The organism is Cellulomonas soli (assembly GCF_052036975.1).
GTDB lineage: Bacteria > Actinomycetota > Actinomycetes > Actinomycetales > Cellulomonadaceae > Cellulomonas > Cellulomonas soli_A.
On record NZ_JBQIAR010000003.1, the window covers coordinates 50,344 to 66,124 of the forward strand.

The 15,781-nt window shown below is 75.0% G+C and carries 12 protein-coding genes, 1 tRNA gene and 1 pseudogene; 4 read left to right on the plus strand and 10 right to left on the minus strand.

From position 1 onward, the window contains the following. Positions 1-57: 57 nt before the first annotated feature. From ACTHAM_RS04170 to ACTHAM_RS04190, 5 genes are all read right to left on the minus strand, one after another. Positions 58-130: transfer RNA gene (locus ACTHAM_RS04170), tRNA-Ala, on the minus strand. A gap of 95 nt (positions 131-225) precedes the next feature. Then, positions 226-1,341: a hypothetical protein gene (locus tag ACTHAM_RS04175; RefSeq protein WP_440684658.1), complete on the minus strand. Its 1,116-nt coding sequence runs from the start codon at positions 1,339-1,341 to the stop codon at positions 226-228. A gap of 1 nt (position 1,342) precedes the next feature. After that, the gene (locus ACTHAM_RS04180) at positions 1,343-1,978 is read right to left on the minus strand and encodes a GNAT family N-acetyltransferase (RefSeq protein ID WP_440684660.1); all 636 of its coding nucleotides are present in this window, start codon (positions 1,976-1,978) and stop codon (positions 1,343-1,345) included. Beyond that, positions 1,978-3,213, minus strand: a complete 1,236-nt coding sequence (locus ACTHAM_RS04185; protein ID WP_440684662.1) for a molybdopterin molybdotransferase MoeA — start codon at positions 3,211-3,213, stop codon at positions 1,978-1,980. Before ACTHAM_RS04185 ends, ACTHAM_RS04180 begins: the two co-directional genes overlap by 1 nt. Before the next feature lie 59 nt (positions 3,214-3,272). Beyond that, positions 3,273-4,169 carry a UTP--glucose-1-phosphate uridylyltransferase gene (locus ACTHAM_RS04190; protein ID WP_440684664.1) on the minus strand — a complete coding sequence of 299 codons (897 nt, stop codon included), beginning with the start codon at positions 4,167-4,169 and terminating at the stop codon, positions 3,273-3,275. 150 nt (positions 4,170-4,319) lie between these two features. Here ACTHAM_RS04190 and ACTHAM_RS04195 point away from each other — a divergent pair, with 150 nt between their 5' ends. Further along, the gene (locus ACTHAM_RS04195; protein WP_440684666.1) at positions 4,320-4,955 is read left to right on the plus strand and encodes a 5-formyltetrahydrofolate cyclo-ligase; all 636 of its coding nucleotides are present in this window, start codon (positions 4,320-4,322) and stop codon (positions 4,953-4,955) included. Positions 4,956-5,000: 45 nt separating this feature from the next. Here ACTHAM_RS04195 and ACTHAM_RS04200 read toward each other — a convergent pair whose 3' ends face one another. Further along, positions 5,001-7,592 carry a penicillin acylase family protein gene (locus ACTHAM_RS04200; protein WP_440684669.1) on the minus strand — a complete coding sequence of 864 codons (2,592 nt, stop codon included), beginning with the start codon at positions 7,590-7,592 and terminating at the stop codon, positions 5,001-5,003. Positions 7,593-7,775: 183 nt separating this feature from the next. On the opposite strand from ACTHAM_RS04200, the pseudogene ACTHAM_RS04205 reads away from it, so the two are divergent. Beyond that, positions 7,776-7,916: pseudogene (locus tag ACTHAM_RS04205) on the plus strand (FmdB family zinc ribbon protein); the annotation flags it as partial. Between the two features lie 14 nt (positions 7,917-7,930). Here the strand turns inward: ACTHAM_RS04205 and ACTHAM_RS04210 are convergent. Beyond that, entirely contained in the window at positions 7,931-8,113 is a 183-nt protein-coding gene (locus tag ACTHAM_RS04210; protein ID WP_440685099.1) for a hypothetical protein, read from the minus strand. Between the two features lie 85 nt (positions 8,114-8,198). Here ACTHAM_RS04210 and ACTHAM_RS04215 point away from each other — a divergent pair, with 85 nt between their 5' ends. Both ACTHAM_RS04215 and mscL read left to right on the plus strand, forming a co-directional pair. Beyond that, on the plus strand, positions 8,199-8,894 hold the full coding sequence (locus ACTHAM_RS04215; protein WP_440684671.1) for an RcpC/CpaB family pilus assembly protein: 696 nt from the start codon (positions 8,199-8,201) through the stop codon (positions 8,892-8,894). A gap of 58 nt (positions 8,895-8,952) precedes the next feature. Continuing rightward, a complete protein-coding gene (gene mscL / locus ACTHAM_RS04220; RefSeq protein ID WP_440684673.1) occupies positions 8,953-9,426 on the plus strand; it encodes a large conductance mechanosensitive channel protein MscL in 474 nt (157 codons plus the stop codon). A gap of 94 nt (positions 9,427-9,520) precedes the next feature. On the opposite strand, the gene ACTHAM_RS04225 is transcribed toward mscL, so the two are convergent. From ACTHAM_RS04225 to ACTHAM_RS04235, 3 genes are all read right to left on the minus strand, one after another. Next, positions 9,521-9,841, minus strand: coding sequence for a hypothetical protein (locus tag ACTHAM_RS04225; protein WP_440684675.1), 321 nt, complete (start codon positions 9,839-9,841; stop codon positions 9,521-9,523). 68 nt (positions 9,842-9,909) lie between these two features. Next, complete coding sequence (locus tag ACTHAM_RS04230; RefSeq protein WP_440684677.1) at positions 9,910-14,547, minus strand: hypothetical protein; 4,638 nt, start codon at positions 14,545-14,547, stop codon at positions 9,910-9,912. 345 nt (positions 14,548-14,892) lie between these two features. Beyond that, positions 14,893-15,777, minus strand: coding sequence for a metal ABC transporter substrate-binding protein (locus ACTHAM_RS04235; RefSeq protein WP_440684679.1), 885 nt, complete (start codon positions 15,775-15,777; stop codon positions 14,893-14,895). Positions 15,778-15,781: the final 4 nt, after the last annotated feature.

Below are 15,781 nucleotides of genomic sequence, written 5' to 3' on the forward strand. Positions count from 1 at the left end.
CAACGGCCCGAACCGTGTGGTCCGGGCCGTTGTCGATGTCGGAACGACATCGCCGGGTGGAGCTGAGGGGATTCGAACCCCTGACCTTCTCATTGCGAACGAGACGCGCTACCAACTGCGCCACAGCCCCGCGAGCGGGCTACAGACTAGCACCGCGTGGACGTCGATCGCGAAATCCGCCCCGCGGCGCACGGACCCCTCCCGGGCTGTGCCGGCAGGTGCCGGTCACTCCCCCGCGGCGCGACGCTTGGCCAGGACCGCGTCCAGGTCGAGCGCACCCGTGGTCGTGGCCGGCGGCTCGAGCGGCGCGAGGGTTCCGGTCGCGTCCGCTGCCGGCCCGTGCCCCGTGACCGACGCGGCACCGCGGTCCACGGCGGCCGTCGAACCCTCGAGGTCCGTCAGTGGCACCGGTTCGCGTCGGGGCGCGGCGGCCTTCATCGTGTACGTCGGGCGGGGCACCGGCACCGGCGACCACCCGTCCTGCGTGCTCGCCGGGGCGTCCTGCCCGGCCAGGTCACCCGCCGTGGCCGACGCGGCCCCGCTCGTGCCAGGCGCGTACGCCCGCCCGTCCTCGTCGAGCTCGACGAGCCGGAACATCTCGGTGCTGGCCTCCGAGGGGTGCACCGCACGCCCGGTGACGACCGGCGCGGCGCTCGTCGGCGCACCGGCACGTCGCTCGCGGGCCACCTGCTGGCGCAGCGCAGCCCGCTCGATCTGCGCCGCCCACTGCGCGTCGGCCGCCGCACCGGCCACCACGGCACGCCGGCCGAGGGTCAGCACACCACCGAGCAGGACCGTCGGCACCAGGCCCGCGACCCACGTCACGGCAGGCAGCAGCCCGGCAGCGGCCCACCCGGCCACCGACACGACCAGCAGCACCGTGACCAGGGCGGCACGACGACGAGCACCGGCGGCACGGCGCGCGGCAGCGGCGGCCCGGGCGGCACGTGCCTGGGCAGCGCGACGCGCCGCGTCCGCGGTGATGCGGTCTTGGGTGGCGTGCGGTCGGTCCACGGTCGTGCCTCCTGTCGCAGGTCCGGTGACGAGCACCGGAACCCCCCAGCCCGGGGTCAGCAACCCCGTCCGTCCTGGTGCCGCCGGGCCGCAGTCCGCCGACGTCGCCTCGCGCGCGTCGCGGGTCCTGCGCGACCGTGCCGCCCGACCGCGCAGGCCGCCACGGTCGGTCCGGTCGGTCACGGCCAGGACGCGCAGCGCCTCGGAGAAGCGGTCGTCGGTCCGTGACTCGAGCAGCTGTTGCCGGTACCGCAGCTTGTGCGGCACCAGGTATGCGACCCACAGACCCACGAGCGCCAGGGCGACGGGGCCGGCGAGATCGTTCACGTCACGACGGTAGGGGCCCCCCGGACGGCTCGGCGGAACCGCCCCGGCGTGTCGCGTGCCAACGCGCCAGCAGACCCTCCGGCACGTCCTCCGTGGTGAGGGCAAACGTCCGGTGATCGCACCATCTGCCCTGGATGTGCAGGTATCGCTCCCGCAGCCCTTCGTCACGGAACCCGAGCTTGTGCACCACGCGCAGCGACGGGGTGTTCTCCGGCCGGATGTTCACCTCGATCCGGTGCAGCCCCAACGCGGCGAAGCAGTGGTCGGTCGCGAGCGCGACCGCCGTCGGCATGACACCGCGACCGGCGAGGTCCTCGCTCAGCCAGTACCCGATCGTGGCCCCCCGCAGCGAGCCGTACACGATCGAGGACACCGTCAGCTGGCCGGCGAGCCGGCCGTCCACGTCGACGGCGAACGGCAGGGCAGCACCGGACCGGGCCTGCGAGGCCAGCATCCGCACGAACTGCCCGAACGTCGGCGGCGGCCCGGCCACCGGCACAGGGCTCGTGGCGTCCCACGGGTCCAGCCATGCGGCGTTGCGGGCCCGCAACATCAGCCACGCGTCCTGGTCGCGACGCCGCAACGGCCGCAGCCGCACGTCACCGTCCTGGAGGACGACCGGCCACCCGGTGGCCATCAGCCCTCCAGCACGAGGCAGTGCACGACCTGACCGGCCTGCACGGACGTGTCCTGCTCGCCGACGACCGCCAGGGCGTTCGCCTGCGCCAGTCCCTGCACGGACGGTGCCGACGGGTCACCGACGGGCGTGGCCTGGTACCCCTCGTCGGGGCTGCCCACCACGATCGCCGGCACGAACTGCCGCACACCCGGCGGGGACGCCCAGCCCACGGTGACCTCGGCGGACACCGACGGGCGGAAGATGTCGGCGTGCCCGCCCATGGCCCGCAGCGCCGGGCGGACGAAGACCTCGAACGACACCTGCGCCGCCACGGGGTGCCCCTGCAGCGCGAAGATCGGCACCGCACGCTCGCGGCCGATGTCGCTGCCCACCGTGCCGAAGCCGTGCCGGTAGCCCGGTGTCATGGCCACCTGGTCCAGGCGCACCGTGCCCAGCGGGGCCAGCACGTCCTTGACGGTGTCGTGCACGAGCTCGGACAACCCGCCGGTGATGACCACCAGGTCGGCGCGGACCAGCTGGTCCTCGAGGGCCTCACGCACGGTCGCACGCTCGTCGGGCAGGATGCCCACGCGCACCGGGGACGCACCCGCATCGCGCACCGCCGCCTCGAGCGCATGCCCGTCGGACTCGTGCACCGCACCAGGCGGCACGGACGGCGCGCCCGGCTCGACCAGCTCGTCACCCACCGCCAGGAGCACCACGCGCGGGGTGGGATGCACGTGCAGCCGCCCGCGGCCCATGGTCGCGGCCAGGGCCAGCTGGCGGGCACCCAGGCGGGTCCCCGCGGTGAGCACGACGTCGCCCGCCCGCACGTCGGAACCTGCGGTGCGCACGTGCTGGCCCGGGACGGCCGGGCGCATGAACGCCACGCGGGCGGCCCCCCGGTCGGTCTCCTCGACGGGGACCACCGCGTCGGCACCGAGCGGCAGCGGAGCACCCGAGGCCACGCGCACCGCCTGACCAGGGACCAGCCGCAACCCGGCGGGCATGCCCGGCCGCAGGTCGTGCGCGACCGGCAAGGCGGACGGCTGACCGGACACCGTCACCGCGGTGTCGTGCGCGGCGACCGCGTACCCGTCACGGGCGGCGACGGCCACACCCGGCACGTCCGCCATGGCGGTCACGTCGGCAGCGAGGATGCACCCCACCGCGTCCGCGAGCACCACGTCGAGAGGCATGACGGGTCCGACCGCGGCCAGCACGGCCCCGAGGTGGTCCTGCACCGATCTCATGGGCGCATTCTGCCGCGCGGGGCACGAGCCCCCGTGCAGGCCTGCCGCAGGTCGCGGGGTCAGTCGGGCAGCGTCGCGGCGAAGCCGGTGAGCCAGGTGCGGAACTCCGGGCCGAGGTCCTGCCGTTCGGCGGCCAGCTGCACGACCGCCTTGAGGTAGTCGAGCCGGTCACCGGTGTCGTACCGGCGACCGCGGAAGATCACGCCGTGCACACCGCCGCCCTGCTCGGCCGGCATCGTGGCGAGCGTGGCCAGCGCGTCGGTCAGCTGGATCTCGCCGCCGCGGCCCGGCTCGGTCCGCTCGAGCACGTCGAACACCGCCGGGTGCAGCACGTACCGGCCGATGATCGCCAGGTTGCTGGGGGCGTCCTCGACGGCAGGCTTCTCGACCAGCGCGGTCACCCGCACCTGGTCGGGGTCGTCACCCATCGGCTCGACGGCCACGCACCCGTACAGGGAGATCTGCGCGGGAGGGACCTCCAGCAGCGCGATGACGGACCCCCCGACCTCCTCCTGCAGCGCGATCATCGTGGTCAGCAGGGCGTCGCGCTCGTCGATCAGGTCGTCGCCGAGCATCACGGCGAACGGCTCGTCACCCACGTGGGACCGGGCGACGAGCACCGCGTGCCCCAGCCCGCGCGGCTGGCCCTGGCGGACGGTGTGCACCGCGGCCAGCTCGGACGAGCGTCGCACGGCGGCCAGGCGGCCCTGGTCGCCCTTGGCCTCCAGGGCGGCCTCGAGCTCGGGCACGGCGTCGAAGTGCGCCGCGAGGGAGTCCTTGCCGCGACCGGTGACGAGGAGCACGTCGTCCAGGCCGGAGGCGGCAGCCTCGGCGACGACGTACTCGATCGCCGGGGTGTCGACGACGGGAAGCATCTCCTTGGGCGTGGACTTGGTCGCGGGCAGGAACCTGGTGCCCAGACCGGCTGCGGGGATGACTGCCTTGTGGATCGTCATGCAGCGAGGTTACCCGGGTCATGAGCGCCACCACAGTCCCCGGTCCAGAGCCCGGGACGACGCGCCGGGCGCCCCCACCACCTGGGTGCTTCACCCGATCCACACAACCGGTGTCCGGATCGGTCGGGGAGGTTTGAGACACTGGTGGGCATGAGCAGCGCCGCCCAGCCCTACCTGCACGCGACCGAGCCGGACGAGGTCGACGACGTCAAGGAGCAGCTGAGGCTCGCCATCCGTGCGGCCCGGCAGGAGCGTTCCGTGCGTCGGCGGGAGGAAGCAGCGCGGACCTTCGCCCAGGTGGTCGGCACCATCCCCGAGCTGGCGACGGCCCGCTGCGTGTCGGTGTACGCCTCGCGGCCCACCGAGCCCGGCACAGGCCCGCTGCTCGAGGCCCTGCACACCCGCGGTGTCCGCGTGCTGATGCCGGTGCTCGGCAACGGGCTGCAGCGCGACTGGGCGGCCTACGCGGGAGCCGACGACCTGCGCGAGCGCGCACCCGGGCGCCCGCCCGAGCCGAGCGGACCTGCGTTGGGGCCCGACGCGCTGGCGGACGCCGAGATCATCATCGTCCCCGCGCTCGCGGTGGACACCGCCGGGACGCGACTGGGGCAGGGTGGCGGTTGGTACGACCGTGCGCTGGCGCACGCCCGGCCGGGGGTGCGCACCGTCGCCCTGGTCTACCCCGAGGAGCTGTACGAGGCCGGTGTGCGCCCGCTGCCCCGCGAGCAGCACGACCGCCGCGTGGACGCGGTGGCCACGCCCGACGGCTGGCAGTGCCTGCGCTGACGCCTGCCGACCCGCGCGGAGGCCGCTGACGCCGGCGTCAGGGCGTCAGGGCGTCAGCGTCAGGGTGTCGCGGGCGCCGTCGTCCGTGGCGGTCTGGCTGAAGGGCCAGGTGAACGTCTCGCCGTCGGCCCAGGCGCCCAGCTGGTCGTCGTAGTGGCTGCTGGCCGGGTGCCCCGACGTGCCCGTCAGCGTGACCCACGTCGAGGAGTCCAGGTCACCCAGGTCGACGACCATGCGCATCGACGGGGCCGCCGTGACCGTGTACGTGTCTGCCGAGGCGTCCCACGCGGTCGCGTCGACCACCGAGGAGCCGCCGCCGACCGCGTGCGCCGCCGGGTTGACCAGGCTGCGCACCACCCCCGGCACCGACGAGCCGCCGAGCACGGGGTGCTCCGGTGCGGCCTGGTGCAGCCGACCCCACTGCCAGTCCTCGGCGTCACGCCCCAGCTGGGCCGTCAGCTCCTGGCGTGCCTGCACGAGCGCCTGGGTGAGGATCTCGTCGCGGCCCTCGACCAGGCCGGGCGTCGAACGGTCGTCCCACCACGGGGAGTCGGGCTGCTCGAGCAGTCGCCGCACGACCTCCAGCCAGCGCGAGTCACCGCTCGCGTCGTGGCCGTCGGGCAGGTCGTCGGCGAACGTCAGGTGCAGGATCGTGCGCCACACCGCCGCCAGGTACGCGGCCGCGGCGGAGTCCTCACCCGCCTCGCCGTCCCACGCGCGCAGCAGCTCCTGGCCGTCGTCGAAGAACAGGTCCGACACCGGCAGGTCCACCAGCGCGGGCACGAGCACGTCCGCGTACGGCGAGTGCTGGTCGAGCTGCAGGGTCGCGGTCGAGTCGACGTCGATCGCGACGCCCTTCTCGATCTGGGACGTCAGCACGTCGCGGATGCGCTGGGCGCGGAACCCGTAGTCCCAGTCGACGGTGAGGAACGGCCCCGAACCGGCGGGGGTGACCGCCTGGTTCGCCGCGACGATCAACCCGTCGGCCGGGTCGAGCGCGCGCGGCATCTCCGCGTCGTCGACGTAGCCCTGCCACTCGTACGCGCTGTCCCAGCCCGGCCGGGGCCATGTGCCGTCGGACGGCACCACGGCGCCGGCCACCGAGGCCCGCACGGGGATCGAGCCGGGGGCCTGGTAGCCGATGTGGCCGTCGGTCGTGGCGAACACGATGTTCTGCGAGGGCACGTCGAACAGGGCGGCCGCCGCGGCGACGTCGTCGGCGTCCTGCGCCAGGTCGAACGCGAAGATCGCGTCCGCGGTCGTCCCCGGGGTCAGGGCCGTCCAGGCGAGGGCGACCTCGTAGCGTCCACGGGGCGACCCCTCGGGCACGGGCGCCGCGCGGACCTCGCCGACGTCCAGCACGTCCGAGACGATCGGCCCGTGCACGGTCTCCCGCACGGTCAGCTCGACGGCGTCAGCACCGGCGACCTCGATGACCTCGGTGCGTGCGGCCACCAGGACGTCCTTGCCGTCGAGCCGGCTGGTCTGCTCGCCGACCTCGCCGTCGACGCGCTCCACGAAGAAGTCCGTGACGTCCGCACCGAGGTTCGTCAGGCCCCAGGCCAGGTCGCCGTTGTGCCCGATGACCACACCGGGCATACCGGCGAACGAGAAGCCGCTGACGTCGAACGGGCACTGCGTGCCGACCTCGGCGCAGCGCAGACCGACCTGCGCCCAGATGCCCGGGGCCGAGATCGACAGGTGCGGGTCGTTGGCCAGCACGGGCGAGCCGGACGCGGTGTGCTCACCGGAGACGACCCAGGAGTTCGAGCCGACGCCCTCGCCCTCGCCCAGCAGGTGCGGCACCGCGGCGAGCGCTGCGTCGGCGGCCTCGAGCGCGGCCTGCAGATCGGTGCCGGCGAGGTCGGTGTCGAAGGTCGTGGTGCTCGTGGGGCTCGCGTCCACCTCGTCGGCAGGCGTCAGCTCGGCCGCGTCGAGGATCGGCTGGTTCACGTCCTGCGGGTAGGCCGGGAACAGGTCGTCGACGCGCTGCACGTCGCGCACCGAGGAGTAGATGAGGGCGCGGGCCAGCTCGTCGTCGTAGTTGCCGCGCAGGTCCCAGGCCATCGCCTTGAGCCACGCGAGCGAGTCGACCGGGTCCCACGGCTCCGGGGTGGACTGCGGCACCTGCAGCCCCAGGACCGTGTACTCCACCGCGATCTCGGCCGGCGCGCGCCCCTCGAGGTAGGCGTTGACCCCGTCGGCGTACGCCTGCAGGTAGTCGCGGGTGGACTGCTGCACCAGCGGCCACTCCCGCTCGGCGACCCGGCGCCAGCCGAACGTGCGGATCACCTTGTCGGCGGCCAGCGCGTCCTCGTTCTCGCCCACCAGCTCCGACAGGCGCCCGGCGGTGACGTGCCGGCGGTAGTCCATCTCGAAGAACCGGTCCTGCGCGGCCACGAAGCCCTGCGCGGCGAACAGGTCGTGCGTGGTCTGCGCGGTGATGGTCGGCACACCGAGCGCATCACGCGTGACGACCACCTTCTCGTCGAGGCCGTCGAGCTCGAGCGTCCCCTCGACCTGCGGCAGCGGTCGGCGCACCACGACGACGCCCGTCACCACGGTCGCGGCGACCAGCACCACGAGCACCGAGGCGACGCTGACCAGAATGCGACGAATCGTACGGGGGCGGCTCACGTCAGGGAGGGTATCGGCCCGCGGTGACCTCCGGCGCGCCAGGACCGCCGCATCGGGCCCCGACCCCCCGAACGGCGGTGCTGGTCAGGGGCTCGCGGCCGTCGAGTAGAATTGGCACTCGGAAACCGCGAGTGCCAGACCGCCCTCACCGGGGCGGCGGCGGACGAGTCCCCGGGAGAGCCAGTGCCCACCTACGCCTACACCTGCACGGCGTGCGGTCACGCCTTCGAGATCCAGCAGTCCTTCAGCGACGAGTCCCTGACGGTGTGCCCGGAGTGCGCCGGGCGGCTGCGCAAGGTGTTCTCGACGGTCGGGGTCGTGTTCAAGGGCTCGGGCTTCTACCGCACCGACTCGCGCGGCACGAAGACCTCGACGGCCTCGTCGTCCAGCTCGACGTCGTCGTCCGGCTCGTCGTCGAGCAACGGCGGATCGAGCAGCACGTCGACGACGGCCAGCACCTCGTCCGGGTCCTCCTCGGCCACGCCGGCTGCCGCGAAGCCCGCCGCGTCCTCCTGACGCACCCCCAGCCCTGGGCCGGCCGCCCGGGGACGCGCGTGCCCGCTCCTGCCGGGATGACGGTCGGCCTCGCGACCTAGCGTCGCGAGCATGGCGCACCGACCCACGACCCCGCGGGGCAGCCCGCCCCCGCTCGACCACCGCACGCCGTCGCTGAGCACGCGGCTGCGCGCGCTCGCCTGGCGGGCCCGGGCCCCGCTCGCCGCACTGTGCGTCGCCCTCGCCGCCGCGGCCGCCCTCGCCGCACTGCGACCACCGGCACCGCCCACGGTCCCCACCGTCGTCCTCGCGCACGACGTCACCGCAGGCCACGAGCTCACCGCCGCCGACCTGCGCACCGTCCAGCTCCCTGCCGAGATGGCCGTCCGCGGCGCCCTGCGCGAGCAGTCCGCCGCCGTGGGAGCCACCACCGCGCTCGCCCTGCCCACCGGCAGCCCCGTCTCGCCCGGGCTGCTCGCCGAGGCGCTCGCCGGACCTCCGGGCACGGTGGTCGCGGCGGTGCGCTTCGCCGATGCCGCGGTCGGCGGCTACCTGCGGCCCGGTGACCGGGTCGACGTGCTCGCCGCCACCCCCGACGGCGGACCGGGTGGGACGCTCGCCACCCGCGCGCTCGTGCTGCCCGCGCGCACCCCGGCCACGGACGCGCCCGAGGCGGGGTCGCTGCTGACCGGCGGCACCACCCCGGCCGACGCGGGGCCCGTGCTGCTGGCGGTGAGCCCCGCGGAGGCGTCCGCCCTGGCCGGCGCCACCGGAGGGGCGCTGCTGTCGGCCGTCATCGTGGAATGATCGCGGCAATCCCGACGACACGGGACGAATCTGCTGACCAGCGCGACGGAGGCTCGACGTGACCGAAGGACGACCAGGAATCGGCAGTGCCCAGCTCTCGGGCCTGGGCAAGGTGTTCGGGGGCTTCAAGGACTTCATCTCGCGCGGCAACGCGGTCGACCTGGCCGTCGGCGTCGTCATCGGTGCGGCCTTCGGGGCCGTGGTCAGCTCGATCGTCGAGGGCGTCATCAGCCCGCTCGTGGGCTGGATCCTCGGGTCGACCAACCTGAAGGGCGTGCTGACCTTCAGCATCCCTGCGTGGACGGAGAACGGTACCGCCGCCACGATCAGCTTCGGCCTGATCCTGAACGCGCTGGTCACGTTCCTCGGCACGGCGGCTGCCGTCTACTTCCTCGTGGTCCTGCCGCTCAACCGCCTGGCCGAGCGCCGCAAGAAGGGTCTCGAGCCGGCACCCGCCGCACCCGCCGAGGACGTCCTCCTGCTCACCGAGATCCGGGACCTGCTGGCGCAGAAGAACGGCCCCACGCCCTGACCCACGGCCCGCACGCGGCGCTCCTGGCGCGGCGACAGACAGGGCGACAGACAGGCCTGACCGGCGCACCCGGACCCGCCTCATACGGCGACCCTCACCAGTGCGGTGGGCGATCCCGGGCGAGGCGGTCGTCGTTGGTGTCGGTGCCCTCGCCCCACCCGGCGCCCGAGTCGTCCGCCGACCGGTCCAGGTCGCCTGCACGCTCGAGCAGGCGGGCGAGGACCAGGTCCGGCGAGTCCGACGCCGCGGGCGAACGGGAGACCGAGGCGGCGGCGGGCGCCGGGGCGGGCAGCGTGGCGCGCAGGACGCTCTCGTCCGCGCCCACCGTGTCGGAGAGCCGCACGGCCCGCCGCGGGGCCCGCACGCTGCGCACGGCCGGACCGTCGGGCCGGTCGGGGTGTGCCTGCGAGGTCATCGCCCGATCATCCCACCGGCCGCCGCGAACACCGCCGCCGGCACTGCGCTCGGCCGGGGCGTCGGGCGTCAGCTGCCGGCTCGGGCGATCGCCGCGCGCAGGGCGGTGTCGATCCGGTAGCTGCGGCGCGTGATGCCCAGCTCGAAGCGCAGGGCCGCCGCGAGCTCGTCGCGCGTGCGCACCTCACCGTCGGAGACCAGCCAGCCGACCAGGGCGTCGAGCTCGTCGTCGCTGTACGCGCTGATGGGCAGGCCCGCGCGCACGTCCGGACGCGGCTGGGTGGAGAACATCAGCGCACCCTGCTGGGGCACCGGACCGGTGACGGCCGGAACAGCGCCGGTCACCGCGGGGACGGCACCGGTGGCCACGGGCACAGCACCCGTCGCGGCACCCGTCACGGTGGGCACCGCACCGGTGGCCGTCGGCGTCGCGCCGGTCACCGTCGGCACGGCACCGGTCACCACCGGGGTGGCACCGGTCGGGGCCCAGACGGGCATGGAGCCGGTCACGATCGGCACGTTGCCCGTCACCGGGCGGGGCTGCTGCGCGAGCTCGTCGGCAGCCGGCGCGGTCGGTACGTCGGCGGACTCGATCATTCCGGACGCCGCCGCCGGCGCACCGCCGGCGGGCCCGGCAGCGGTCGCGTCGAGGTCCGGGAACGCACCGGGCAGCGCGGGCCGGGCGCCCGGGACGGTGCCCGGCAGGGCCGCGAGCACGGCGGCGACCACCCGGTCGGCCTCCGCCTGCGGGTCCAGGAACGCCGCGGCCGACCACACCCGCACCACGGACCAGCCGAGCCGCGCGAGCCGCTCGGCCATCTGCCGGTCACGCACCCGGATGCTCTGCTCGGCCACGTACGCCTCGTCGTCGGTGAGCACCGCCACGAGCATGCGGTCCGGCACGCTCGGGTGGCCGACAGTGAGCGGGATGCGCGCGCCTCCGGCGATGCCGTGGTCGACCTCGACGCGCAGGCCGGCGCGCCACAGGCGCTCGGCCAGGTCGAGCACGAGCCGGTCGGCCTCGCCCGCGTCGTCCCCCACGCCGTGCTCCGCGCCGTCCGCGACAGGCACGTCCGTGCTCGTCGCGGGGCTCTGCGTGTCGGCCGGGACCTCGGCGGCGGGCACGTCGGACGAGTCCGAGGTTCCTTCGGCCGCGGGCGGCCCGTCGGCCGGGCCTGCGCCGTCCGTGAACGACGGCGTACCGCCCGCACCGCGCTCGGCGGCGAAGGCGAGCAGGTCGGCCAGGAGCCGGGCACCGGGACCGCGCAGCCGCTCGGGGTCCAGGTCGTCGGCGCCGAAGCACGCGACGACGGACAGCCGGTGCCGGGTGGCGCCGAGGGCGTCGAGCAGCAGCGCGTCACCGCCGGGGCTGCTGATGGGCCCGAACCGGTGCAGGATCCGCCGGTGCGGGGTGCGCCCGTAGCCGAGCGTGAAGATGATCGCCTCGCGGCGCAGGCCGGCGACGTTGGCCAGGTCGACGACCGTGAACGGCTCGGGCCGTGCGGCGTCGAAGAACGCGGCGAGCGCCGGGTTGTCGCGCACCTCGGCCAGCACGGCCTCGCGCAGGTTCTCGGCGTGGTTCGGCGACGGCGTGACGACGGCGAGCGACTCCTCGGGCCGGGTCAGCGCGTGCGTGATGACGAGCTCGACGACCCGTTCGGTCTCCTCACGGGTGGAGTCCACGGTGCCGGTGCGTTCGGTGGGCATCCCGGTGCCGTCGACCACGTCGAGGTGGACCAGCGGGCCGGACTGCGGCAGCGGTGTGGGGCTGAGCACGCCTTCGTAGCCGTGCGCGGCCAGGAACGTGGTCAGGTACGGGTCGCGGCGCGAGGCGTCGGCGTGCAGCGCGACGGTCGGCAGCACGTCGGCGAGCTCACGCACCGCGCTGCCCGAGGCGCACCGGGCGTCGCCGACCACGACGACCTGCCGGCCGCGTGCGACGGCAGCGAGGGCGACCTCGACGGGCAGGTGCGCCGCCGCGTCGATGAGCACCAGGTCGACCGTGCGGGTCGGGGGCAGCACCTGCGGCACCAGCATGGGGCTGGCGGCCAGCACGGGGCGCAGCCGCCGCGCGACGTCGGGGTAGCGAGCCAGGGTGTCGCGCACGGACGTCAGCCGCTCCTCGACGAGCTCGGCGAAGAGCCCCTCGGTCTGCTCGCGGTGCTGGCGCAGCACAGCACCCACGTGGCCGACCACGGCGGACATCACGGGCTGCGAGAGGCTGGCGACGTGCGCGCGGTCGAGTGCGGCGTACTGCGCGGACATCGCACCGAGCGTCGCACCGTCGTACCCGGCGAGGGCGGGGTCGGCCAGCAGGATCTGCTCGAAGACGGTCGTCCACCAGGCCAGGTCCAGCTCGGCAGGGGCGAGCGACGGGTCGACCCGACGCTGCGCGAGGTCGTCGAGCAGCTCGCCGAGCCCGGCGGCACGGACGTGGTGCAGCAGCGCGGTGCGTCGCGGCAGCGTCGTCAGGGCGTCGGCGCCCGCACGCAGCCGGCCGAGCCGCTCGACGAGCGGCCCGAAGCCGGCGGCGGCCAGCCCTGCACCGGCGGGCGTGCTGGCCAGGACCTCGTCGAGCGCGTCGATGTCGGCCCGCACGGCCCGGTACTGCTCCTCGATGAGGGCCAGGCCGTCGGGCAGGCGAGGCCAACCGCCGGACGGGCAGTGCTGCTGCCACACCTCACGCTGCGCCTGCACGTCGATGAGCGCGGTGTGCAGGTCGGCGACGGGACGTCCGGGGCGGACCATGTCCTTGGCCTGCTTGCGCAGCCGCCGGCGCAGCCAGTAGCCCATCTCGACGCCACGTTCGGCCCGCCACTCCTTGGTGGCCGTGGCCGCCACGAGGTCGGCGGCGGTGCGTTCGAACACCAGCGGCTGGAACACGTCGAGCGCGCCACGCACGCCGTCGAGCATGCGCAGCTGCTCCGCCCAGGCGTCCAGGGTGGTGGCGTGCACCAGACCGGTCTCGTCGGCGACGGCCTGGGTGCGGGCGACGAGCTCGGGCAGCGTGACGTCGAGGAGCCGGTCGAGCCGGTGCCGGACGACCTCCGCCTCGGCGTCGGTGCGCAGGTCGGCGCCGTACCACGGGGTGTCGCCGGGGCGGACGTCGAACGCCCCGAGCTCACCGGCACGGACCAGGTCGGCGGCGAGCGCGGCGCGTGCCGAGGCGTCCAGGTCACGGGCGACGTCGGGGGCCAGGCGCACCGTGGTGCGCGGGGCCGGTCGGGTCGAGGTCAACCGGGCCAGGTGCTGCAGCGCGTCGTACGCCGAGGCGCCCCACGGCTGGCGCTCCGCGTGCAGGGCGGTGACGTAGGCGCGCAGGGTCTCGCGCTGCGCGACGAGGTCGGCGCGCAGCCCCTGCAGGTGCGCGGCGTCGACGAGCGGGGCCTCGAGCGTCATGGCGCCGAGCAGGCGGCGCGCGGTGGCGGTGCGCCACCCTGCGTCGGGGGCGATGTCGAGCAGCAGGTCGCCGACGCCCAGCAGGTCCAGGTGCGCCGCGAGCGCGGTGGCGGCTCGCCGGTGCCCGGGCACGTAGAGCACGGTGCGGCCCGAGGCGGCGGCGTCGGCGACGATCGCGGCGAGCGTGCCGAGCACGTCGGCGCCGGCGGGGGCGTCGACGAAGGCGTGCACACCGGTGGCGACCACGTCGAGCACGTGCTGCTGGGCCGGGTCGAGGTCGCCGACCCCTCGTTCCATGCCGGGTTCGCGGTCGCCGACGACCGGGTCGGGCAGCGGGTTGGCCAGCATGAGCCGGGCGTCGTCGATGCCGGCGAGGGCGGCGACGACCTCGTGCCGTCCGAGTGCGCCGGCCAGGTTGTCGAGGTCGTCGACGAGCACCTGCCCGGGGTGCACGAACGTGCCCACGACGATCCGCTCGGTGAGGGTGAACCCGTCGAGGACGGCGGTGCCGAGCGAGCTGATGCGATCCAGTGCGCTGCGGGGGTCGAACCCGGCGGACGTGAAGGTGCCCCGGGCCACGGACCCGGGGTCGAGCAGGGCACCGCGTGAGCGCAGCGCGCGCGCCAGCACGGGGTTCACCTCGACCGAGGGTTCGAGCTCGAGCGCGTAGTCGCTCTCGCCCGAGCCGCGCGGGTGCAGGGTCACGGGCCGCAGCAGCACGGGGGCGCGCACGGTGCGCGGGTGCTGGGCCTCGGCGGTGTCGTCGGCACCGGGCTCGCGGTCGTCGGTGGGACGGGCGGCGGGTGTGCGGGTGACCGCGGCGAGCGCGGCGACGTCGTCGGTGGCCACGTCGGGGGTGGTGCGCTCGGTCCAGGTCGCGACACCGATGGCCAGGTAGGTCGGGGCGATGCCGTACCGCTGGGCGTAGGAGGCGGCGCGGGCGCTGACCGCACGGGAGCGTCGGCGTGCGGTGGACAGCGCCGCGCCTTCGCGGACCAGGTTCGACAGGCGGGTCTCGCGGCCGGCGAACAGCTGGGCCAGGCCCGAGGGGTGCGCGGCCGACAGGTCGAGGGAGGCTTCGCCGAGCAGCTCGACGTCGGCGAGGGTGGAGCCCCCGGCGGCTTCGACGAGGGCGGCACGCCAGGTCGCGACGGCCCCCTCGAGGATCTCTGCCGGCGAGGGCGGTTCGACGAGGGCGACGGGGTCGCCGTGGTCGGCGGACGGGTCGAGGTTCGCGTCGGTGCCGGGAACCCGCTCCGTACCTGAGGAGGCTCCCGTGCCCGGGGTGCGCGCGGGGACGGTACTCACCCTGCGAACGCTAACCGCGCGCACCGGCGGGGCCCTGCGGACGCGCCGGTGCGGCGCCCGATGAGTGCGAGGCGCTGCGGGCCGTCCGCGTGAAAAACGAGGGGCGGAGAGGTCGCGATGACCTCTCCGCCCCTCGGACGTCGAGACGGTGCGCACCGCGCAGGGGGCAGGCGATGCGCACCGTCAGGACGAGTGTGGATCACCAAGTACCTCCCGGTCAAACACCTGCGGGGGCGGTCATGGCCTGCAGCGGAACCTGTGAACGAACCTGACACGGCATGACCTCGGCATTCGCCTCGATCGGGATGTTCGCGCTCACAGATTCGTCACAGCATGCACGGATTTTCACCCGCATCGCAGCCCTGCCCGCAGGGCCTCTAGGTTGCCTCGCATGACCTCCTCGTAGTCCTCCGCGGCGGCGGCGAGCGCCGGGCGGGTCTCGAGCGGGTCGAGCACGGCTGCTTCGACCCCGAGGTCCTCGGCGAGGGTCCGGGTGACGCCCGGCGCCGCCGTGGTCTCGAAGTACAGGGTGCGCACCCCGTGCTCCCGGACCACCTCGGCGACCTGCCGCAGGCGCGCCGGCGACGGCTCCACCTCGGGGTCGACCCCCGCGAGCCCCACCTGCACCAGCCCGTAACGCCGCGCGAGGTGGCCGAACGCCTCGTGCGCCGTGACGAGCGTGGCGCCCGCGCAGGTGGCCAGACCCGACCGGTAGTCGGCGTCGAGGGCGTCCAGCTGCGCCGTCAGCGCCCGCTCCCCCTGTGCGTGCTCGGCAGCGTGCTCGGGGTCGACGGTCGCGAGCGCCGCGGCCACCTGCTGCCCGACAGCCGCCAGCAGCGTCGGGTCGAGCCACAGGTGCGGGTCGGCGGCCGAGGCCTCGCCGTGCGCCGCGGCGGGAAGCACGGCGGCCGCGTCGACCACGTGGTCGGGCTGCGCCGAGGCCACCGCCTGGTCGGTGGCGGCCTGGAACCCGGACAGGTAGACGACCAGGTCGGCCTCGGCGAGGTCCGCCACCCGTGCCGGGGACAGCTCGAGCGAGTGCGGGTCGGCGCCCGGGGGTGTGAGCGTGTCGACGAGGACACGCTCTCCGGCGATCTGCTCCACGACGTACTGCAACGGGTAGAAGGAGACGACCACGGTGGGTCGGTCGTCGTGCGTGGCGGGCGCGCAGGCGACCAGGCCCGCCACGAGCGCGGCGACTGACGTGGTGGCCGCGACGCGTGGCGGCACCGGC